Genomic DNA, 21,559 nt, shown 5'->3' on the forward strand with positions numbered 1-21,559 from the left:
TGTTTCCCTTGGCGTTTGCACCACATGCGGCTAGACGGGACCAATGACCGCCGTCTTTGATCCAACCCCTACGCCTCCGGTGGAAATTCTGGCTGTGCTGTCGCTGCTCTGCCCGGAAGTCGTGCGCGACGTCGAGCAGAACTGGAATGCACCGGTTTCCGATTACGCCCGTCATCTGTGGCGGCCGGTGGCAAGGCCTGTATCAAGCCCCGCGATCGCCGCCCGCTCGATCCTGCGCGACGTCCTGCGTCAGCGCCTCGATGTAACTATGCAGCCTGAGGAGGTCGCTAAGGTCCTCGAAGAGTTCGAGCACCGACCGGTGATTCAATCCGGCCTGCACTGCCTCCTCCTAATGGATCGGATTACCTTCGATGCCCTGCTGCTTGCCTGGCTCGGCGCGGTGGAAAACGGGCTGTCGGCATTCTTCGGCTTCATGGGCACGACGATGACCATGGAGACCATTGGTCGGGAGGGGCCGGGATGGCTCGATGTCGGCGACGACAAGGTCAACCTGTTTGGCTTGGGGCGCCACAAACTGTGCCGCAAGAGCGTCTGCGTGGCCGGTCCTGTCTCCCTCAACAAGCGCGCGCTCGAAGCGGTTGGCGATGAAACGGATGGCAGCCGCTGGCGGGGTACACTGCTTGCCAGCCAGGACAAGGTGTTTGGAACCGCCGCCGATGCGCTGACGGCCCTCAACGAGGATCTGGTCGCAAATTGGGATCGTTCCGGCATGGCCGTTCCCGTCTTCATCGATGATCGGCTCGCCGCGACTGCCATGGCGCGGCATCTGGAATACGACGGCAGTCTTCTTTCAAAGCTGCTCACCCAGCCCGCAAGACGCCAGCGTCTCGACCGAGCCTTGCAAGAGGCCCTGTCGAGCCCATTTGGCAGATTCCTGCCCAATGCCACGGACTATTTTTGGGGCATCCGCGAGGAGCGCGTGCGCAGGCTCGTCCTCGACAACGGGCACCTGATCGAGCCTGACAGGCCGCATGGTCTTTCCGTCCCGTTCGAGCGGCCGCATCTCAGGCAGGCGCTGCTGGACGGCGTGCTGCTGCCGAACCTGTTCCTGATGTTCCTCGTCCTTGCCATATTGCCGCGGGTGCGGGTCGTGGGCGGCCTGAGACAGATTGGCTATGTGGCGCTGTTCCACTCGATCCTGCTGGGTGCGCTGGACGAAAACGCACCGGAAGAGCGCGATCTGGCCGCGGAGCTGCAGATTCGGGAAAATGCCTGGGGCACGCGGGTCATCGACGAAAAGATCTCGGTCCGCGAGCAACTGGCCGGCCTGCCGGAAGGGGCGCTCTTTCCGGACCTGCTCCGGCAATACCGATTGCGGACATTCGCCGAGACGACCGACGACCTGAAACTGGTTCGCGAAAACGCCCGATGGCGCAAGATCGGCAAGGCAGCGATCAAGGCGACCTGAGGCGCATAGCCGGAAGCGACGGGGGCTTATCGGTGGGCCGGCCGCTTCACTCGAGCACAGCCTCGACAATGGCGACAAAGTTATCGAGCGAGCGATCCCCACGAATCTCGATGCGCGGAAGGTCGATGGGATCGCAATCGAGGTCGGCCGGCCCGTGTCTGCCGCCGAAGCCGGTTCGATAGCCGCACTCCCTGGCCAGCCGGCCAAGCCGTTGGTCGGTGGCCGAGTAGGGTGCCGCGAACGTCGTGATTGGCCGACCGGTCCATCGTTCGACGAACATACGAGAGCGAAGGAGCTCGGCGGCCAGGTCGGACGTCGACAGACCATCGATCGCGCGATGCGTCGCCAGATGGCTTCCGAAGAATGCACCTTCGCCGGCGAGGCGTCGAACCGTCCTGGCGTCCATAAGCGGCGTCGGCGGACCGCTGACGGCGTCCCACTTTGCACTTTCACCCACCAGGTCCGTCACCAGAAACACTTCCGCGGTCAGGTCGTTTCTGCGCAGTATCGGCCAGGCATGGTCGGCAAAGTTCTGGAAGCCGTCATCGAAGGTGATGAGCACCGGGCGGCCAACGAAAGGCTGGCGGTCGGCGATGAACCGTTCCAACTGCTCGGAATTAATCGCGTGAAAGCCATTGGCGCGCAGCCATGCCATCTGGCTGGCGAATGCGGCGGGCGTGCACCGAAAACGGGCGAGGGCGGCCGGACCATCGTCGGCGACGCTGTGATACATGAGGACAGGGATGCGCTGCCGCCGCTCGTTGCGTGCGACGTCGCGGCGCAAGGCCCGCGCCCCGCCCCAGACGATATTTCGCGCGACTCCTATTCCGATGGGCGCGCGGATTGGCGCATGTTCGATCACCGGCACCGTCGCCACGTCGCCTGGCGACATGCGGCGGAAACGGTCTATGCGATAGAGCTCGGTCTCAATCGATTGCTCGAGGACGAGGCCCTCGGCCGCTGCCAGCGTCTCTGAGATCGCTTGCGCGCCGAATGTGTTCCAGTCGAAGCCCGTCCTTTCAACATTGTCACGCAGCACGAATGCGTGTGCGCTGACGAAACTGCCGCCAGGCGCCAGCGCCTCAGCGAATTTTTTGGCGATGCGCCGCAACTCGGCGAGATCATCCAGGTAGTAGAGTACTTCCGAACAGAAGATCAGATCCATCCCGCCCGGCAGCGTGTCGGCGGCGAAATCCAGGACTCCGAACTCGACATTCGGCTGGCCGCCGCAACGCTCACGCGCCCGCCCGACGGCTATGGCGGAGATGTCGGTTGCGGTCAAATGGCCCACTCGCGGCGCCAGCTGCCGCGTGAAGTGGCCCTCCGCGCAGGCCAGCTCAAGCGCCCGTCCGATGGGCCCGGCAGGCAGAATTTCGAGCTGCCGCTCATATTTTTCCTGCTCATAGGGCGAACCGTAGTTCCAGGGATCCTCGGTCGCGAAATGGCTGTTCCAGAACGACGTGCGATCATTCTCGTGGTCATCCGCGGCCGGTTTCCGGCGCGGCGCCGCAAGGGGCTGTGCAGGTTCGGCGCTCGACCGAACCAGTTCCTGCGCCTCAGTGGCCAATCGCGCGAGTTTGCCGAAGTGGCTGTCCCGATCGGATCGGCTTCCCGCTATAGACGACAATGCCTCGGCTGCAAATGTGTCGGCACTGGCGCCCTTTTGCGGTGCAAGCTGCTGAGGGGGCACGAGATTCAGGATCAATTCGATCCAATGACGCCTTGTCACTCTACCGAGCGCGCCGAACTGGACGCGAGCCTCGATCCGGCCTTCCATCATCAGATAGGCATAGATTTGATCGATTCCGTCCGGAAGTTCGGTCGAGGTCGGATTTCGAGCGTCGACGCGAATTCCGAGTGTCCGCCCCAGTTTGCGCGGCGCGGCAAGGTCGTCGGCGTCGAGCAGCATTTGCTCAAGGTGATACTGGACGCGGCGTCCCGCTCCGGGATCGCCGCAGAGCTTGCCGAGTTCGATAGTCAACTCGGCGAGGGCTCCGCCGAACCTGTCCCACCTGGCCGCCAATTGCGCCGGCACCGACAGGCTTCCCTCCATAAGGCCATCGAGGACCACCTTGGCGATCTCACGCGCCCACTTGCGTCCTGCCGGGAGCGCGCGCAGGGACCGCGGGTTGATCGAGAGCGAGCCGCGGCCGCAATCTGACGCAGCGTTCCACAACGCGAACCACGCGAGTGCTGCGGCAGCGGTGCCGCCGTTGGCCTCGATCGCCCCATTGGCATGAGCCGATGCCGGGTGTTTGACCCTGGGATCAGGCGAAAAGCCGCGGGCGATGACGTTTTCCGCATCTGACAGCATCTGCGTCGAATTGCGGGAGAGCGCGTTGGGGCTGATCCGATAGAAAGCGAGCGGCTCGTCGACCATCACCCAATTTTTGCCGAGACGTGCGAGGCGCTGCCACAGATCCCAGTCCTCACAGGTGCGCAGCGACGCATCGAAACCGCCCAACTTGACGATAGTCTCCCGGTCGACCACCAGCGCGTTCGTGCGGATGGCACACTGGCGGGCGAATGTTTCAAAGGGCTGGACCGCAACCTCCGGTGAGATGCTCGCCGGGGTGAGCGCGCCGTCGGGCATCACGCGCCGGGAACCGCAATAGGCGGCCACCGCATCGGGAGCGGTTTTCAGCGCGGCCAGCATTTTGGCTAGGAAGCTGGCATCCACCCAATCGTCGGCATCCAGAAACATCAGCCATTGGCCGCGCGCTGTCGAAATCCCGCTGTTGCGTGCGCGAGCGAGGTTCTTGGCGGAAGAGGTCAACGTCCGAAACCGGGCATCGCACTCTACATAGGCGGCGATGATCGCGGGGGTGCGGTCCGTGGAGGCGTCGTCGACGATGATCGCTTCCCAATCCGCTATTTCCTGTTCGAGCAGGCAATCGAGGGCGCGCGGCAGCGTCGCCTCCGCATTGTGCGCAGGCACCACGATTGAAACCAGGGGCTTATGTGCCACGCCGTCTTACCTGCGCCTGTTTCGAAGGGAGAACAAGGGTCCCGAAAAATAGCCGGCGATTTCCTGGTTCATCGAGCTTTGGTTTTCTTCGGCAAGAGTCGGCGACTGTCTAAAACGGGATAACGGCATCGGATGGCAGCACCGCTCTGTCAAGATCGAGGTGAATTGGAGTCAGGCAAAAGAGACTTGAAGACAGGCTTGAATGGCAAGCGCTCGTGACCGCCCAGAGCCGCAATCGATGCGCCGGGGCGAGACAAATTGCGCAGCCGCTTGCTGGCCAGCCGCGATCGGTCCATCCTTGTGAGCACCCTGGCCGTGAAGCGCGTAGCGAGATCACGCCGTCACGGCCGCAAGTGAGGTCTTGTTCCATGGACTGCTTGGGCTGCGGTTTCGAGGTTGAGCGCGGTTTCGCCTTCTGTCCGAAGTGTGGCAAGCGCCAGCCCGTGCCATGCGCCAGTTGCGGCTACCTTTGCGCACCTGATTTCGAGTTCTGTCCGAAATGTGGGGCCAGCGTCGGTGCACCCGCAAAAGCCGTCGAACGGCCCGCTCCGACACCAAGCCGGACCATTGTGCCGGCTTCTCGAACTCCTTCGCTGCTTGCGAACATCGAAAGCGAAGATGGGCTGCATCCCGTCTCTGACGCCGATCGCCGAACGGTGACGGTCCTGTTCGCCGACCTTTGCGGTTTCACCACGCTCAGCGAGCAGCTCGACCCAGAGGTCATGCAAGCGCTGCAGAACGACTTGTTCAAGGAATTGACGGCGGCCGTGCGAAACTTTGGCGGTTTCGTCGACAAATTCATCGGCGACGCGCTGCTCGCTTTGTTCGGTGCGCCGGTCGCGCATGAGGACGATCCGGAGCGTGCGCTTCGCGCCGCTCTCGACATGATCGCCCGGACGGCGCGGCTCGGCGAAAGCACCTCCCACTCCGGGTCGCCTCTGTTACTCCACATCGGCATAAACACCGGTACGGTCGTTACTGGAGGATTGGGCATCGGCACCGCCAAATCCTATTCGGTGACCGGCGACACGGTGAATACGGCGCAACGCCTGCAATCGCTGGCCGCACCGGGTGAGGTGCTGGTCGGTGAGCTCACTCACAGGCTGACCCGGCATGCGTTCGCATATGAGTCGCTTGGGGATGTCGTGCTTCGCGGCAAGGCTGGCAGTGTGCTCGTCCATCGACTGGATGCACCGCTTGCGACGCCGCGTGCAGCGCGTGGGCTCGAGGCGCTCGGCCTGAGCGCGCCGATAATAGGCCGCGGTGCGGAGCTCAATAGAATGCTGGCCAGCCTTGACCAGGCGTGCGGCGGCTCGGCCCAGCTTGTCCGCCTTGTCGGAGAAGCCGGTATCGGGAAATCGCGGCTGGCGAAGGAGTTCGTCGCCCGCGTCGGCGACGAGGATCGTTTTCGCAACGTCGCCGTGCGGCAGGCGACGTGCTCACCGCTGGGGGAACAATCATTTGGCGCCTTGGGCGCGGTGGTGCGCAGCGCCGCCGGGATGATGCAAAACGACAATGGGGAGGAAATGCGGGGCAAGCTTGCAGGCTTGCTCGCCGATCTTGGCCTGCAGGGCGAGGAGGCGCAGCGGCTGATGCCTCTGCTTTACCATGTGCTTGGCCTTGGCGACCCCGATGCCACCCTGCAGCATGTCGAGCCCGAGCAGTTGCGTCGGCAAATTCTCTACGCGGTCCGCACAATCATCGAACGGCGGCTTGCTTTATCGCCGCTGTTGATTGTCGTCGAAGACCTGCACTGGGCCGACGCCGCGTCGCTCGAGGCACTGCGTTTCGTGATGGACAGGTTGGAACGCACGCGGCTGATGTTGCTGGTCACGCATCGTCCGGCGCCGGACAACGAGCAGCTCGACTCAAGTCGGGTCAGCCACACAGCGCTCAGGCTATCGCCGCTCAACAGTGATGAGGGACGCAGCCTGCTGGCGGCGCTTTTCGGCGAGAGCTGGGTAAGCTCCACAGGCAGCCTTGTCGACCAGATCCTCGAGCGTGCGGGCGGCAATCCGCTTTTTATAGAGGAGATCGTGCGCGGCCTTATCGATCGCGGTGTCCTGGTGCGCGAGGGCCAGCGATGGCAGACTGTGGCAGGCGAAGTCGCAACCGGCATTCCCGCCACTATCCAGGCAATGTTGCTTGCCCGCGTCGACCGGCTGCCCCAGGAGGTGCGCCGGTTGGCGCAGGAAGCCGCGGTAATCGGCCCGCGCTTCGATGCGGCACTTCTGAAAGCCGTGACAGCCGACCCGGGCCGCCTGGAGGCCGGCTGCGAACTGCTTTGCGATGCGGAAATCATCGAGGAAGTTGCAGGATCAGGCTCGGTCTCGTCGCAAAGCTACCGCTTTACGCAAACATTGCTGCAGGACGTGATCTACCAGAACCTTCTCCTGCAACGCCGGACCGACATCCACGGGCGGGTCGGTGCTGCCTTGGAGCAACTGTGCGGCGACAAGCCGGAACGGCTCGAGGATTTGACCGCGCTCGGTCATCATTTCGCACAGAGCGTCGAGCGGGAGAGGGGCGCGCGTTACCTGCAGGCGGCGGGCGATCGCGCCCGCATGATATATGCCAACGACGACGCCCTTCGTTTCTACGAGCGAGCACTGACTGCGTTGGGCGCGACCGGGCAAACACCGCTCAAACTGGCAATCGCAGAGCGCATTGCCGACTTGAGCGGCCCGGCAGGCCGCCGCGACGTCGCGCACCAGCACTACGAGACGGTGCTGCAGGCATATCGCGCGTCGGCCGATCGTGTCGCTTCAGCGCGGGTTTTGCGCAAGATCGGTCGGCTGCTCTGGGACGTCGGCAAGCGGGACAACGCGGAATCGCGCTACGCCGAAGCGGCAGCGCTGCTCGATGGAGCCGATGCCCCGGTCGAGCAGGCGCATCTCTGGCAAGAACGTGGCCGACAGGCGTTCCGTAGCGGAGACAACGCTCTCGCGGCAAAATGGGCGGACGCGGCGCTGGATTGCGTACGCACGCTGACAACCGAGCATGTCTCCGAGGTAGGGCGTGATGCCACTCTTGTGACCGCCGAGGCGCTCAATACCAAGGCTGTCGCGTTGGCGCGCCTTGGACGAGACCGCGAAGCCGTTGGCCAGGTCGAGCGTAGCATCGAATTGGCCGAAGCCGCCGGCCTGCTGGCCACGGCTTGCCGCGGCTACACCAATCTCGGCGTGCTTTACACGACCATCGACCCGGCGAAGGCGATGGAGGTCTGTCGGCGCGGTCTTGATGTGGCGCGCCGTATTGGTGATTTGGGATACCAGGCGCGCCTCCTCGCCAATCTGGCGGTCGCCTGTTGTACCTTCACGGATCGCTGTCCGACGGAGGGCGTGCCTGCTGCCGAGAAGGCCATCGAGATCGATCGGGCGCTCGACCAGCGCGAGCACCTGTCGGTGCCATTGATCGTGCTTGGGCAGATCCACCAGTGCAACGGCCGTCCGGAACTGGCGATTGGCTTGTTCCACGAAGCACTGGACGTAGCTCGCGAAACGGGCGAACCGCAGCTGCTGTTTCCGTGCTATGATGGTCTCGCGACGCTCAATCTCGACCTCGACAATCTGGCCGAGGCCGAACGCTACTTTTCCCTGGCGCAGGGTATATGCGCCCAGCACGGGCTCGACCCGGAAGGGCTTGTGGTGCTGCCTTTTCTCGACTAGCCGGGGTGGGAGGTTGGAAATGTCAGCGCGCATTGACTTGATACCGCTTCAACCGGGCGACCGTGCGCCGAACGTGGTGCTCGACGCCATCACCCAGGATGGCAAGATTGCGCTTGACGACTTTCGCGGACAAAAACCGGTGCTGGTCGGCCTGTTTCGAGGTCTGCATTGCGCGTTCTGCCGGCGCCATATCGCCGCCCAGGCGCGGCTTGATCCGGAGCTGCGCGAAAAGGGCGTGGGGAGCCTGACGGTGGTCAACACCCCGATCGAGCGGGCGCGTCTCTATTTCCGTTACCACCCGATGCCGAATCTGCTTGCGGCCTCCGACCCTGAACGCGCTTCGCATCGTGCTTTTGGACTGCCCAATCTCGAATTCACCCAAGACGAGACGAACTGGCCGTACAAGGTCTCGATGGCAGCGGCAAAGGATCTGCGGGTCGACATACCAGGCGAGTTGCCCGGCCCAATGGATCCTTTTGCGGCCAGCGAATTCCTAGAAAAGAGGGATCCTTACGAGGTGACCGAAGCCGACGAGCAGATGATGGCGACGGGACACGGACAACTGATCGGCCAGTTCCTACTGGACCGGCAGGGGATCGTCCGCTGGAGCTTCACGGAAGTTCCGGAGGGTGGGCGATACATGTTCGCGGCGCCGAGCCCGCAGGAACTGATGTCGGCCGTGTCGCAAGTCGCCCAATAGTCTTACGAACGAGGCAACCGAACAAAAAAGCGGCAATGCTTTCTGTCGTCTTTGGACGCAGCCGAAGCTGTACTTTATGCGGTTGCGAGATCACACAGTTAATTGAATCAATGGTTCTTGCACGTCCTCTGGACCTGCCGTTGTTTGTGCGCCGCCCTCCTAACTTGGCTAGAGTTCTTAGCATGCTGGACGCCATTCACCACGTCGCGCTCATCTGCACCGACTACGACCGGTCGCGACGGTTCTACGTCGAACTCCTTGGCCTCGATGTGATCCGGGAGGTCTATCGGGAGGAGCGGCAATCATGGAAGGCGGATCTGCGGATCGGGTCCGTCCAGCTGGAATTGTTCTCCTTCCCTTCGCCGGCGACGCGGCCGTCCCATCCAGAGGCGACAGGCCTCAGGCATCTGGCATTCGCCGTCGCGAATCTTGACCCCGTAATTATGCGCCTGGAAGCCGCCGGCATTACCGTCGAGCCAATCCGGATCGACCCATATACAGACCAACGGTTCACCTTTTTCAGCGACCCGGATGGGTTGCCGCTGGAACTCTACGAAGCGCCGTAAGGAACGCGACCACGTCGTCGGAGGTGGGAACGACAGCCGGTAGATGTAGTCCACCAACGCGGTTCGTCACCGAACTCCCAGAGCAATTCCAGGAAAAGTGTGTAACGGTTTTCCGTCCGGAATTGCGTAGAAACAAACACTTAGAGCGGTTCGGCGATTCCGTGAAACGCTGAACCGTTCTAACGACGGGCTAGGAAGCCGACTGCTCTGCGCCAGATATTGGCCAATGGCACGACCTGGCCGTCTTGCTGGCTCGCCGGCAGAGACCGACAGATAGGGGCGAAATTTTTGATCGGCGATCGTTGGCTGGAGGATGAATGACAGTCAGGCCCTTTCACATCGACATACCGGACTCCGACGTGCGGGATCTTCAAGACAGGCTGGCGCGCACCCGGTGGCCTTCGGTTGTTGCGCCCGACTCCTGGGACGACGGGGCCGGCTTGTCGTTCATGACGCATCTCGTCGATCACTGGCGGCATCGATTCGATTGGCGAGCGCAGGAAACGCGTCTCAACGCGCTGCCGCACTACCTGGCGCGTGTGGAAGGCCAGGACATCCACTTCCTGCACCAGCCTGGGACCGGGCCTTCGCCGATGCCGCTCATTCTGACTCACGGCTGGCCCGGCTCATTCGTCGAGTTCGAACATCTGATGCCGATGCTTGCCGATCCAGGTTCGCATGGCGGCGATCCGGCGGATGCCTTCCATGTCGTCGTGCCTTCGCTCCCCGGCTACGGCTTTTCCGCTCCACCGCAGAAGGCCGGCACCAGTTCGCGCGAGATCGCGGGCCTGTGGCGAGGCCTCATGGCGATGCTCGGATATGGTCGCTTCGGCGCGCAGGGCGGCGATATTGGTGCCGGCGTGTCGATCTGGCTGGCGCGTCTCTATTCGGACAGCGTCTTGGGCGTTCATCTCAACTACGTGCCCGCCAGCTTTCAGCCGTGGCTCGAACAAGCGCAGCCATTGACCAGCGAGGAACAGGCCTTCCTCGACAAGCGCGCATACTGGTCGGCGCTGGAAGGCGCCTACGGCGCGCTGCACGCGACGAAGCCGCAAACGCTCGCGTTTTCGCTCAACGATTCCCCGGTCGGTCTTGCCGCCTGGATCGTCGAGAAGGTCCGCTCATGGAGCGATTGCGGCGGCGACCTTGAGAGTTGCATTTCGCTTGATACGCTGCTGACCGACATCTCGCTCTACTGGTTCAGCGACAGCCTGGCCCATTCGCTTAGGCTCTATAAGGAGAACCGGCTTCAGCCGCTGACCTTCCGGGCGGGTGAAGAGGTGGTGCCGCCGCTGGGCGTTGCGGTCTTTCCCAAAGAGTTGCCGATGCCGCCGCGGTCCTGGATGGAGCGCGTGTTCAACGTCGAGCGATGGACGACCATGACTGTGGGCGGGCATTTCGCCGCTCTGGAGCAGCCGGAACTGCTCGCTGAAGAGGTGCGCGCGTTCTTCAAGCCGCTGCGGCCGGCTCTCGTAGTGGCGAGGTCCGCGTAACTGCCGCTACCGCTCACCGTTCGAGGCGACAGAAGCGCTGCCTTGTAGCCAGCCTGCAATGGCCGCTTCGCGCAAGAAGTGGGTGGCGCTCTCCTCAGTCGATTCGCGGCGTGCACAGGCTGCCTGGCAGGGACAGGCGGGCCTCCTTGTCGTTTTCGAGAGGCGGATGGCGCGGCCCTCAGGCCGCGCTCGCGATCCCGGTCGCAAAGCCGCGATAGGTGTGCAAGGGGCGGCCCAAAATACTGGTCAGCCGTACAACGTCATCGGCCTCCGGGATCATGCCATCGCTGACATAGCGCTCGGCCATCAGGCGCATCTCGTAGGCCGTCCATTTCGGCATGAAGTTCGCCATGTTCTGCTCGAACGCGCCGGGATCGTCGCCCCCATAGACCACCTGGCGACCCAGAAGGTCCGACCAGATCTTAGCCACGTCCGGGCCGGTCAGCGTGTCGGGTCCCACCACGTTGATGGTCTCGATCGGCAGCTTGCCGGGCGCGGATTCGCGGCGGATCAGCTCGATCGCGGCCACTTCGGCGATGTCGCGAGCGTCGACCATGGCTACGCCTTTGCTGCCAATCGGCATCGGATAGACGCCGTGCTCCATAATGACGTCCTTTACCATCGACTCGTTGTCGATGAAGTAGGTCGGACGCAAGATCGTGGCGCTGAAGTCCATCTGCACCAGCATGCGCTCGGCGCCGAACTTCACGGCGAAATGCGGGACGTTCACCGCCCGATCGGCTTCGAACACCGAGAGATAGACGACACGGTCGACGCCCGCTTCGCGAGCAACGTTGAGCGTGATGATTGCCTGGGCAAATTCGTCACCCGTGACGGCATTGAGTAGGAAGAGCGTGCTCACGTCTTTGAAGGCGCTGCGCAGTGCATCGATGTCGAGGAGATCGCCCTTGGCGACATCGACACCGGTCGGGAAGCTGGCTTTCGCGGGATCACGAGTCAGCACACGCACCGTTGCGCCGCGCTGAAGGAGTTGGTCGACGACATGGCGGCCGACGCGGCCGGTGGCACCTGTAACGAGGATGGTCATTGGGGATTCACTTTCTGCTTGAGTTAAAAGGCACGCTCAAAATGAGCGATCCAAATTCATCCCGATAGATGGTATGTTTGGACAGGTCGTCTCATTGGTGGAACAGAAAGAACAGGATCGTGGATCTTCTCGCTCTTGCCGACTTCAACCTGGTGGCCCGCCACGGCGGGTTCGGAAAGGCCTCGCGCGCCGCCGGCCGGCCAAAGGCGACTCTTTCCAGACGCGTGGCCGATCTCGAGGCAAGTCTTGATCTGCGCCTGTTCGAACGTGGCGCGCGGACGCTCAAGCTCACGGAAGAGGGACGAGCCCTGTTTGAACGAACGGGCTTTCTGCTCACAGAGCTTGATGAGACGGCGAAGGCGATCGCTTCGGGCGGCCATATCCCGCGTGGCCGGCTACGCATCAGCGCGCCACTGCTCTTTTCTCAGACCGCGATCGGAAAGCTCGCGGCCGGCTTTGTCCTTAGATACCCGGAGGTTCGGTTGGAGATCACCACGGAAGACAGGGCCGTGGACATGATCGAAGAAGCCTACGACCTCGTCATCCGGGTCAATCCGGAGCCGGATGCCACCCTTGTTGGGCGAGTGTTCCTGCGCGATCGGCTGGTGGTGGTGGCCAGTCCGCGCCTGACGCTGCCAGCCTCGGGAGGTCTCGTTCCCGCGATCAGTCGAGGCTCGTTGAACGAGTCCGAAGCCTGGCAAGTCACGACCTCGTCCGGCAAGTCGACGATTAACGCCAAGCCAGTGCTCAGCCTAGCGTCGTTCGTTATGGTCCGGGATGCGGTGCGCATGGGGCTCGGCGCCGCGCGCCTGCCGTTGTCGCTTGCCAGCGGCGATCTGGCTGCCGGCACGCTTGTGCATTGGGGGGATGTATCAGGGCCCGAGACGGCGCTTTGGGCTCTTTATCCCTCGAGGCGTTTGCTCAGCCCCCGCGTGTCAGTGTTCCTCGACTACTTGAAGGAAGCCTTTCCGCAGGGGACGGCTGGTGAATTGGCAGCCTATGTCGCGGACTGAACAATTCGGCCACCCTTTCCTATGTGCCCACCTCTGCAGCGCCAAAAACGGCGAACAAGACAAGCGGAGCAAGTGGGAAAACTCCGGCTGGCGCTGGCACCAACGGCCGTCACCATGGCGGCCGCGGTGTTGAGCGTGTTGCGCAACGCGTGTTCCATGCCCGTTCTGTCAACGTGACATCGGCTGAGCGCCTGGCTCAGCCGTGCAAGGAGGCCGCGACGAGGCTCTGCATCGAGGTGGTCGGACGACCGATCAGCTGCCCCAATGCGCCACCGTCGTCGAACAGCGCCCCGCGTGAGGCAGCGGCGTCGGCATCGGCCAGAAGTGCAGCGAGATCGGCTGGCACGCCGGCGCCCATCAACACATCCCTGTAGTCTGCCTCGGACAGGTCGTTGTAGATGATCGTCTTGCCCGATTGCCGCGAGACCTCCATCGCAAGCTCGGCAAATGTGAAGGCATGGTCTGCGGCGAGCTCATGGGTCTTCCCCGCCTGGCCGCTGGCCGTCAGTACCGCAGCCGCGGCCTCGGCATAGTCCTGCCGCGCCGCGGATGAGAAGCGCCCGTCCTTCGCGGCGCCGACGAAGGCGCCGTGCTCAAGCGCTGCCGGGAGCGCCATGAGATGGTTTTCGGCGTACCAGCCATTGCGCAGGATCACGGCGGGCAGGCCCGAGGCAGCGATGACCTCCTCCGTTTGCCGATGCTCGATCGCGAGCATCGCGGGCGACGTGTCGGCGTGCAGCATGCTCGTGTAGGCGATCAGCGAAACGCCGGCCGCTCTTGCTGCGTCGATCACGGCACGATGCCGCGGAAGGCGGCCCCTGACTTCGGTCGAGGAAATCAAGAGCAGCTTCTCGATGCCGGCCAGCGCCGAACGGAGCGTGTCGGGCCGGCTATAGTCGGCCTCGCGCACGATCACGCCGCGTTCGGCCAGATCTCTGGCCTTTGCGGGGTTGCGAACCGCCGCGACGATCCGGTCGGCTGGAATGGTCTTTAGCAGCACCTCGATCACGAGGCGGCCCAGTTGTCCTGTTGCTCCAGTTACTGCGTACATCGTTCAGTCCATTTCATGGTTGGGATGGATACGGGAGCCTTACATAGCGGCCATAGTTACCAACGGAAACCACGTACCTAGTGGTTACCGCCATTTTCCGGTAACCAGCTGGAAACTGCCGGTGAAGGATGGGCGATGGTTCTCAAGGTACGAAAGACGGTAAAGGCGCCTCTCGGCTGCCCGATGTCGCGGTGCATGGCTCTGCTTGGCGGCTGCTGGACGCCGGAGGTGCTCTGGTCCTTGAGCGAAGGCCCGCGCCGGTTCTCGGAATTGCGCCGCGATAATCCCTTCATCTCGGCGAAGGTCATGACGACCCGGCTGCGTGACCTTGAGCAGCGGGGCGTCCTGACCCGCCACGTCATGCCAACGTCGCCCCCAACGGTGGAATATGAGCTGACCTCATTGGGCCAGGAACTGCTCCCCGCGATCAGATCGATCGTCGAGGTCGGCTCGCGCCTGCTGCTGCGTGACTCTTCAGACTAAGGCGTGTTGATATTCAGGTGAGACCGGCCTGCAAATGGCGGTTTTCTGCGCTTCCGGTGCTCACGTACGAAAAGTACGCTCCGCTCCGGTTCTCGGAAACCACCATTTTCGGCGCGGCCTGACCTGAATCTCAACACGCCTTAGAGCGGTCACGCGATTTGCTTGCCGAGAAAAAATTCCGAAGCTGGCGGCCGAATTGGAATAATCTATCTCCTCAGACTTAGTGGAATAATACCCTATAGGGCGCTGCTTCACGGCCACGTCGAGGCAGTTTCACGCCTTAGGAACGACAGGCATGGTTCACGAAACTCCCGACCGCATCAAAGTGCTATGGTTCCTGCCGACCCATGGCGACAGCCGCTATCTCGGGACCTCGGAAGGTGGCCGGGCGGTCGACCTGCCTTATCTGACGCAAGTGGCGCAGGCGGCCGACACGCTTGGCTATTACGGCGTGCTCCTGCCGACGGGCAGGTCCTGCGAGGATTCCTGGGTTATCGCATCGGCCCTGGCGCCGCTGACGCAACGGTTGCGTTTCCTGGTTGCGGTGCGGCCCGGTCTGCAGTCGCCGACGCTCGCGGCGCGCATGACGGCAACGCTCGACCGCATCTCGAACGGACGGCTGCTGATCAATGTCGTCACCGGCGGCGACCCGCTTGAGAACAAGGGCGACGGCATATTTCTGTCGCATGCCGAGCGCTATGAGGTGACGCAGGAATTCCTGCAGGTCTACAAGCGCGTGCTGAGCGGCGAGACGGTCGAGCATCAGGGCAAGCATTTCCGCATCGAGGATGGCCGCCTCCTGTTCCCGCCGGTGCAGACGCCCTATCCGCCGCTCTATTTCGGCGGGTCTTCCGATGCGGGATCGACCGTGGCGGCGCAGGAGATCGACAAATATCTGACCTGGGGCGAGCCGCCCGCCGATGTCGAGCGCAAGCTCGACGGCGTGCGCGCGCTGGCCGAAAAAGCGGGGCGCAAACTTTCTTTCGGCATCCGCCTGCACGTCATCGCCCGCGAGACCACCGCAGAAGCCTGGGCCGCCGCGGATCGGCTGATCAGCCGGCTCGACGACGCGACCATCGCTTCGGCGCAGAAGGTTTTCGCGCGCATGGATTCGGTCGGCCAGGCGCGGATGAGCGCGCTGCATGGCGGCGACCGGTCCAAGCTGGAGATCGCGCCGAATCTGTGGGCCGGCGTCGGCCTGGTGCGCGGCGGCGCCGGCACGGCGCTGGTCGGCGATCCGGCCACGATCGCCGAGCGCATCGACGAATACCGGCGGCTCGGCATCGATACCTTTATCCTGTCCGGCTACCCGCATCTTGAAGAAGCCTATCGCTTCGGCGAACTGGTGCTGCCGCATTTGCCGACTGCGCATCAGGTCAAGGCGCCCGGCTCGTCCGTCAACACCGGTCCTTTCGGCGAAACGATCGCTGGCGACCATCGTCCGAAATCGCTCGCCAGCGCCTCGTGAACGAGCTGCCGCCCCGGCTGCGAAGCCATGTCGTCATTCTCGGCGGCGGCTTCTCCGGTGCTGCCGTGGCCTGGCATCTGGCGCGCCAATCCGCGCGGCCATTGATCACCGTGATCGAGCCGCGTCCGTTCCTCGGCGGCGGGCTGGCCTATTCCAGCGAGGAGCCGTCGCATCGCGTCAACGTGCCAGCCTCCAGGATGAGCCTGTCGCCGGACGAGCCGGAGCATTTTTCGCGCTGGTTGGCGCATGACGGCGAGGCCGAGCGCGACCCGGATGCGGCATGGAGCAACGGCGACATTTTTCCTAGGCGCCAGGTCTTCGGCCGCTACGTTGCCGAGCAACTGGCGCCGCATATCGCCAGCGGAGCGATCCGCCATGTTCGAGATCATGCCAGCGACGTGAAGCGCAACGGCGACGGCTGGATCGTGACCGCTTCCGGTCAACCGACCGCCGCCGACATGGTGGTTCTCGCCATGACGCACCCGTCGCCCGATGTTCCGGTCGCGCTGGAGCCGATCGCCGATGCGGATGGTTTCGTTGCCGATGTCTACTCTGGCGATGCGCTCGGTTCGATCGCTCCCGACGCGTCGGTGCTGATCGTCGGCTCCGGCCTGACTTCGGCCGATACGGTGGCGGAGCTTGACCGTCGTGGCCATCGCGGGCGCATCCTGGCCGTGTCACGCCATGGATTGCGTTCGCGCGGGCACCCGCAGGTACGTGGCGAACCTTTTGGCGATTTCACTGCCATGCCGGCCACGACCGCGCTCGGATTGCTCGAAAATATCCGCTCGACGCTGGCAGCGGCCGACGCCGGCGGCGTCAACTGGCAGTCGGTCTTCGATCAACTGCGGCTGCAGGGACCGGTGATCTGGTCCGCTCTCAAGGAAGATCAGCGCACCCGGCTCGTGCGGCGGCTGCGCGCATTCTGGGACGTGCATCGCTTCCGCATCGCGCCGCAGGTCGAGGCGGTGCTCGATCGTCGCCGCGCCGAGGGCACGTTCGATAATATCGCCGCGAGCCTTGTGGGCTCGAACGACGACGGAGACGGCCTGGCCGTCACTTTGCGCCGGCGCGGCCAAAGGCAATTCGAGACGATGCATTTCGACGCGGTGATCAACACAACGGGGCCAGCGCATGGCAAGACGCTGCGGACCAATCCAGCGCTTCGCGCGCTCGCCGATGCCGGCTTGATCCGGATCGACAGCCATGGGCTCGGCATTGCAACCGGGCCCGACAGCCGCGCCGTCGGCCCGGACGGCGAGCCTGTGCCTGGCCTTTTCATTGCCGGGCCATTGGCACGCGGCACCTTCGGCGAGCTGATGGGCCTGCCGGAAGTGGCGCGTCACGCGCAAGCGGTCGCCTCGGAGATCGAAAGCCAGCTCGGCACCCTGTCGTCGTTCATGAGCGGGCGCTGAAAATCCACGACGGCGCAGGCAAGCGAATTGGTATTTCCGTCCGGGCGCGGCCATCAAAACGGAAAATCCTACTTTGTATATATACTCAGTAGACTAATAATTGGCGACGAGATCCGGCCACGTCCGGATCAATCGATGGGACAGGCCAAACCGGGAGATCTCCATGCCGCAGAATGATCGCGACGCAGTTAAATTCGCCTATTGGGTGCCAAACGTCTCGGGCGGCCTTGTCATCTCGAACATCGAGCAGAGGACCAACCACTCGGCTGAGTACAACCGCAAGCTGGCGCAGATCGCCGAGCAGGCGGGCTTCGATTATGCGCTCAGCCAGATCCGCTTCACCGCCGGCTATGGCGCCGACGAGCAGCATGAGTCGGTGTCGTTCAGCCACGACCTGCTCGCCGCCACCAAGACACTGAAGGTGATCGCCGCGATCCTGCCGGGGCCGTGGAACCCGGCGCTGGCGGCAAAGCAGCTCGCCACCATCAGCTATCTGACCAACGGCCGCGTCGCCATCAATCTCGTCTCCGGCTGGTTCCGCGGCGAATTCCACGCCATCGGCGAGCATTGGCTCGACCATGACGAGCGCTATCGCCGCTCGGAAGAATTCATCCGCGCGCTGCGCGGCATCTGGACCGAGGACAGCTTCACCTTCCGCGGCGACTTCTACCGCTTCAACCAGTATTCGCTCAAGCCGAAGCCGCCGCAGCCGCTGCCGGAGATCTTCCAGGGTGGTTCGTCGCGCGCCGCGCGCGACATGGCCTCGCGTGTCTCTGACTGGTACTTCACCAATGGCAACACGCCCGCCGAGATCGCCAAGCAGGTCGACGACATCCAGGCAAAGGCCAAAGCCAACAACCACTCGGTCAAGGTCGGCGTCAACGCTTTCGCCATCGTGCGCGAGACCGAGGAAGAGGCAAAGGCGGTGCTGACCGAGATCATCGCCAAGGCCAATCCGGAGGCTGTCAATGCTTTCGGCCACGAGGTCAAGAACGCCGGCAAGGCTTCGCCGGAAGGCGAGGGCAATTGGGCGAAGTCGTGCTTCGACGATCTGGTGCAGTACAATGACGGTTTCCGCTCGAACCTGATCGGCACGCCGCAGCAGGTCGCCGAGCGCATCGTCAATCTGAAGCGCGCCGGCGCCGACCTCATCCTGCTCGGCTTCCTGCATTTCCAGGAAGAGGTCGAGTATTTCGGCAAGCACGTCATTCCGCTCGTGCGCGAACTGGAAAACGCGGAAGCCGCGGCGGCGCTCGCCGCCGAATAGCAACGCCAGCCGCCGGCCGAAGATCGTCCGGCCAGCCCATGATCATTAACCGCGCGCCCGATCGGGCGCGCGACCGGGATGCTGCGTGCCTTCACTACAGTTGGGGACGGTGGAATGCCGATATCAAACCATGCCTTCGGGGCGATCGAGGCTTCGGTCTATGCGCCGGAGATCTTCGCGCAAGGGCTGCCGGCCGCTCAGCGGCTGGCTCACGGCGACAGGCCTCGACAGCCTGCGGCGGAAGATGCCGCGCCGCTTCTTGCCTTTGAGGGCATAGGGCTGTCTTTCGGTGGCGTGGTGGCGCTGGCGGATGTGGATCTGTCGGTCCGACCCGGTGAGATCCGCGCCATCATCGGCCCGAACGGCGCTGGCAAGAGCTCGCTGATCAATGTCATCAGCGGCGTCTACCGGCCTGATCGTGGCCACGTCCGGCACTATGGCGCGCGCTATGCCCAGGTCCCGACGCAACGGCTGGCGCGTCTCGGCGTCGCCCGCACCTTTCAGAACCTCGCTCTGTTCAAGGGGCTCAGCGTCCTCGACAATGTCGCGTCCGGCCTCGCCTACAGGACAAGATCCAACTTTGCCGGGCAGATCCTCGGCGTCGGCCGCACCCGCCGCGAGCAGCAGGAGCAGCGCGGGCGCGCCGACCAGGTTCTCGAATTCCTGCACTTGACCGACGTCCGCGACCGGCTGGCCGGCACGCTGCCCTATGGCCTGCAGAAGCGTGCCGAGCTTGCCCGGGCGCTGGTTGCCGAACCGCGGCTGCTTTTGCTCGACGAGCCCATGGCCGGCATGACGGCGGGCGAGAAGAGCGAGATGGCGGCCTATGTGCGCGCGGCGCGCGACCGCTTCGCCACCACCGTCGTGCTGATCGAGCACGATGTCGGCGTCGTCATGGGCCTGTCGGACCGCATCGCGGTGCTCGACTACGGGCGCAAGATCGCCGACGGCACGCCGGACGAAGTCAGGAATGATCAGCGCGTCATCGACGCCTATCTCGGCGTCGCCTCCGACAATGAAGAGGGGGCAGGCATATGATCGGTGACTTCGACTATCAGTTCTTCCTCGAAGTGCTGACCGGCGGGCTGCTGTCGGGCGTCATGTATTCGCTGGTCGCGATCGGCTTCGTGCTGATCTACAAGACGTCCGGCGTGCTCAATTTCGCGCAAGGCGCGCTGCTCCTGTTCGCGGCGCTGACCTTCGTCAGCCTCGTCGAGCGCGGCGTCCCGTTCGCCCTGGCCTTGGCCGTCACCTTCGCCATCATGGTGGCGCTGGGCATCGGCATCGAGCGCACGGTGCTGAGGCCGCTGACCAACAAGCCGCCGATCACGCTGTTCATGGCTACGCTCGGCCTCTCCTATATCATCGAGGGCGCCGCCCAGCTCATCTGGGGCACGCAGGTGCACGGCCTCGAGCTCGGCATCGAGGACGTGCCGCTGGAAGTCGGCGGTGTGCTGATCAGCCAGTTCGACATCTTCGCCGCCGCGGTGGCCGCGGCCATGGTGCTCTTGTTGTCGCTGTTCTTCCGCTACACCCGCATCGGCTTGAGCTTCCGCGCCGTCGCCGACGACCAATTTGCTGCCCTCGCCGTCGGGCTGAAGCTGCCCTTGATCTGGGCCAGCGTGTGGGCCGCGGCCGGCCTCGTCGCGCTGGTGGCCGGACTGCTCTGGGGAGCACGCCTCGGTGTCCAGTTCTCGCTCTCGCTGGTGGTGCTCAAGGCGCTTCCGGTGCTGGTGCTGGGCGGCTTCGATTCCATCCTCGGCGCCATTGTCGGTGGGCTTTTGATCGGCGCCAGCGAGAAGCTCGCCGAGGTCTATATCGGCGACTATTTCGGCGGCGGCATCGAAAGCTGGTTCGCCTATGTCGTGGCGCTCGTCTTCCTGCTCATCCGCCCATCAGGCCTGTTCGGCCAGAAGCTCGTCGAAAGGGTCTGACGATGAGCGCCATCGCCACGCAATTGTCTCCGGCCGCCGCCCTGCCGAAATGGCTGGCGCCGCTGCTCCTCATCGCCTTCGCCTATGTCGTCATCCCGCTGATCGGCAACTCCTATCTGTTCGAGGCGATCCTGCTGCCTTTTCTGGCGCTCAGCCTGGCGGGCGTGGGGCTGAACATCCTCACCGGCTATGCCGGCCAAGTGTCGCTCGGCAGCGCTGCCTTCATGGCCGCCGGGGCTTTCGCCGCCTATAATTTCAACCTGCGCATCGAAGGCCTGCCGCTCGTCGCCAGCATCATCCTTTCCGGCCTCGTGGCCGCCGCGATCGGCATCGTCTTCGGCTTGCCCAGCCTGCGGCTGAAAGGCTTCTATCTGGCGGTCTCGACGCTTGCCGCGCAGTTTTTCGTGCAATGGGCGCTGACCAAGTTCAGCTGGTTCTCCAACGACTCGGCGTCAGGCGTCATCGATGCGCCGAAGCTTTCCATCGCGGGCTTCGAGTTCGACGGCGCGGTCGGTCGTTATCTCTTCGCGCTTACCGTCGTGGTCGTCCTCACCTTCCTCGCCCACCGGCTGGTCACCTCGCAGACAGGACGCAACTTCATCGCCATCCGCGACAACGACACGGCGGCGCGCATCATCGGCATTCCGGTGCTGAAGACGAAGCTGCTCGCCTTCGCCATTTCGTCATTCATCATCGGCGTAGCCGGCGTCATCTGGGCGTTCGCCTATCTGAGGACCGTGGAGCCGGCGGGCTTCGACCTCGACCGCTCGTTCCAGATCCTCTTCATCATCATCATCGGCGGGCTCGCCTCGATACGCGGCGCGTTCCTCGGTGCAGCGCTTATCGTGGTCTTCCCGCTGGCGCTGTCGCGCCTCGGCAATTTCCTTCTGGGCGATGTATTCGATTCCGGCGTGCTCGACATGAGCCAACGCATCGTGCTCGGCGCGCTCATCATCCTCTTTCTGATCCTGGAACCGGACGGGCTGGTCGCCCTCTGGGACAGGATCTGGAGACGGCTCTCGCTCGCCTGGCAATCGAGCTGAGACCGGTTGGCAG

At 63.7% G+C, this 21,559-nt stretch carries 16 protein-coding genes; 13 read left to right on the forward strand and 3 right to left on the reverse strand.

Translation table 11 applies throughout. The features are described from left to right. The first annotated feature begins 43 nt into the window (after nt 1–43). Nucleotides 44–1,429 (forward strand): hypothetical protein, encoded by a 1,386-nt coding sequence (locus tag CK230_RS12505; RefSeq protein ID WP_095817440.1) that lies wholly within the window; start codon nt 44–46, stop codon nt 1,427–1,429. 46 nt (nt 1,430–1,475) lie between these two features. Here the strand turns inward: CK230_RS12505 and CK230_RS12510 are convergent, their stop codons facing one another. After that, the gene (locus tag CK230_RS12510) at nt 1,476–4,397 is read right to left on the reverse strand and encodes a trifunctional glycosyltransferase/class I SAM-dependent methyltransferase/polysaccharide deacetylase (RefSeq protein WP_095817441.1); all 2,922 of its coding nucleotides are present in this window, start codon (nt 4,395–4,397) and stop codon (nt 1,476–1,478) included. A gap of 368 nt (nt 4,398–4,765) precedes the next feature. On the opposite strand from CK230_RS12510, the gene CK230_RS12515 reads away from it, so the two are divergent. The 4 genes from CK230_RS12515 (at nt 4,766) to CK230_RS12530 (ending at nt 10,824) form a co-directional block, all read left to right on the forward strand. Beyond that, complete coding sequence (locus CK230_RS12515) at nt 4,766–8,065, forward strand: adenylate/guanylate cyclase domain-containing protein (protein WP_141246021.1); 3,300 nt, start codon at nt 4,766–4,768, stop codon at nt 8,063–8,065. A 19-nt stretch (nt 8,066–8,084) separates the two neighbouring features. Further along, entirely contained in the window at nt 8,085–8,765 is a 681-nt protein-coding gene (locus CK230_RS12520; protein ID WP_095817443.1) for a redoxin domain-containing protein, read from the forward strand. A gap of 182 nt (nt 8,766–8,947) precedes the next feature. Then, nucleotides 8,948–9,331 carry a VOC family protein gene (locus tag CK230_RS12525; protein ID WP_095817444.1) on the forward strand — a complete coding sequence of 128 codons (384 nt, stop codon included), beginning with the start codon at nt 8,948–8,950 and terminating at the stop codon, nt 9,329–9,331. A 317-nt stretch (nt 9,332–9,648) separates the two neighbouring features. After that, nucleotides 9,649–10,824, forward strand: a complete 1,176-nt coding sequence (locus CK230_RS12530) for an epoxide hydrolase family protein (protein ID WP_095817445.1) — start codon at nt 9,649–9,651, stop codon at nt 10,822–10,824. Between the two features lie 178 nt (nt 10,825–11,002). Here the strand turns inward: CK230_RS12530 and CK230_RS12535 are convergent, their stop codons facing one another. Next, nucleotides 11,003–11,872, reverse strand: a complete 870-nt coding sequence (locus CK230_RS12535; RefSeq protein WP_095817446.1) for an NmrA/HSCARG family protein — start codon at nt 11,870–11,872, stop codon at nt 11,003–11,005. Between the two features lie 119 nt (nt 11,873–11,991). Between CK230_RS12535 and CK230_RS12540 the strand changes: the two genes are divergently transcribed. After that, nucleotides 11,992–12,885, forward strand: coding sequence for a LysR substrate-binding domain-containing protein (locus tag CK230_RS12540; protein WP_095817516.1), 894 nt, complete (start codon nt 11,992–11,994; stop codon nt 12,883–12,885). 196 nt (nt 12,886–13,081) lie between these two features. On the opposite strand, the gene CK230_RS12545 is transcribed toward CK230_RS12540, so the two are convergent. Beyond that, the gene (locus CK230_RS12545; protein WP_095817447.1) at nt 13,082–13,936 is read right to left on the reverse strand and encodes an SDR family oxidoreductase; all 855 of its coding nucleotides are present in this window, start codon (nt 13,934–13,936) and stop codon (nt 13,082–13,084) included. Nucleotides 13,937–14,131: 195 nt separating this feature from the next. On the opposite strand from CK230_RS12545, the gene CK230_RS12550 reads away from it, so the two are divergent. The 7 genes from CK230_RS12550 (at nt 14,132) to CK230_RS12580 (ending at nt 21,546) form a co-directional block, all read left to right on the forward strand. Continuing rightward, nucleotides 14,132–14,419, forward strand: coding sequence for a helix-turn-helix domain-containing protein (locus CK230_RS12550; protein WP_245429892.1), 288 nt, complete (start codon nt 14,132–14,134; stop codon nt 14,417–14,419). 295 nt (nt 14,420–14,714) lie between these two features. Beyond that, nucleotides 14,715–15,887, forward strand: a complete 1,173-nt coding sequence (ssuD, locus tag CK230_RS12555) for an FMNH2-dependent alkanesulfonate monooxygenase (RefSeq protein WP_095817449.1) — start codon at nt 14,715–14,717, stop codon at nt 15,885–15,887. Further along, nucleotides 15,884–17,302, forward strand: coding sequence for an FAD/NAD(P)-binding protein (locus CK230_RS12560; protein WP_095817450.1), 1,419 nt, complete (start codon nt 15,884–15,886; stop codon nt 17,300–17,302). The genes ssuD and CK230_RS12560 overlap by 4 nt, the downstream gene beginning before the upstream one ends. Nucleotides 17,303–17,465: 163 nt before the next feature. Next, on the forward strand, nt 17,466–18,569 hold the full coding sequence (sfnG, locus tag CK230_RS12565; RefSeq protein WP_095817451.1) for a dimethylsulfone monooxygenase SfnG: 1,104 nt from the start codon (nt 17,466–17,468) through the stop codon (nt 18,567–18,569). A 114-nt stretch (nt 18,570–18,683) separates the two neighbouring features. Then, on the forward strand, nt 18,684–19,607 hold the full coding sequence (locus CK230_RS12570) for an ABC transporter ATP-binding protein (protein ID WP_095817452.1): 924 nt from the start codon (nt 18,684–18,686) through the stop codon (nt 19,605–19,607). Continuing rightward, on the forward strand, nt 19,607–20,503 hold the full coding sequence (locus CK230_RS12575; protein WP_176480083.1) for a branched-chain amino acid ABC transporter permease: 897 nt from the start codon (nt 19,607–19,609) through the stop codon (nt 20,501–20,503). Before CK230_RS12570 ends, CK230_RS12575 begins: the two co-directional genes overlap by 1 nt. A gap of 2 nt (nt 20,504–20,505) precedes the next feature. Then, nucleotides 20,506–21,546, forward strand: coding sequence for a branched-chain amino acid ABC transporter permease (locus tag CK230_RS12580; protein ID WP_095817454.1), 1,041 nt, complete (start codon nt 20,506–20,508; stop codon nt 21,544–21,546). Nucleotides 21,547–21,559: the final 13 nt, after the last annotated feature.

This window comes from Mesorhizobium sp. WSM3859, assembly GCF_002295065.1.
Lineage (GTDB): Bacteria > Pseudomonadota > Alphaproteobacteria > Rhizobiales > Rhizobiaceae > Mesorhizobium.

Bases quoted from the DNA above. Each gene is read 5' to 3' on its own strand.
- CK230_RS12550 (WP_245429892.1), top strand. From the start codon at position 14,132: ATGGCTCTGCTTGGCGGCTGCTGGACGCCGGAGGTGCTCTGGTCCTTG.
- CK230_RS12505 (WP_095817440.1), top strand. From the start codon at position 44: ATGACCGCCGTCTTTGATCCAACCCCTACGCCTCCGGTGGAAATTCTG.
- CK230_RS12515 (WP_141246021.1), top strand. From the start codon at position 4,766: ATGGACTGCTTGGGCTGCGGTTTCGAGGTTGAGCGCGGTTTCGCCTTC.
- ssuD (WP_095817449.1), top strand. From the start codon at position 14,715: ATGGTTCACGAAACTCCCGACCGCATCAAAGTGCTATGGTTCCTGCCG.
- CK230_RS12525 (WP_095817444.1), top strand. From the start codon at position 8,948: ATGCTGGACGCCATTCACCACGTCGCGCTCATCTGCACCGACTACGAC.
- CK230_RS12570 (WP_095817452.1), top strand. From the start codon at position 18,684: ATGCCGATATCAAACCATGCCTTCGGGGCGATCGAGGCTTCGGTCTAT.
- sfnG (WP_095817451.1), top strand. From the start codon at position 17,466: ATGCCGCAGAATGATCGCGACGCAGTTAAATTCGCCTATTGGGTGCCA.
- CK230_RS12520 (WP_095817443.1), top strand. From the start codon at position 8,085: ATGTCAGCGCGCATTGACTTGATACCGCTTCAACCGGGCGACCGTGCG.
- CK230_RS12580 (WP_095817454.1), top strand. From the start codon at position 20,506: ATGAGCGCCATCGCCACGCAATTGTCTCCGGCCGCCGCCCTGCCGAAA.
- CK230_RS12535 (WP_095817446.1), bottom strand. From the start codon at position 11,872: ATGACCATCCTCGTTACAGGTGCCACCGGCCGCGTCGGCCGCCATGTC.
- CK230_RS12530 (WP_095817445.1), top strand. From the start codon at position 9,649: ATGACAGTCAGGCCCTTTCACATCGACATACCGGACTCCGACGTGCGG.
- CK230_RS12545 (WP_095817447.1), bottom strand. From the start codon at position 13,936: ATGTACGCAGTAACTGGAGCAACAGGACAACTGGGCCGCCTCGTGATC.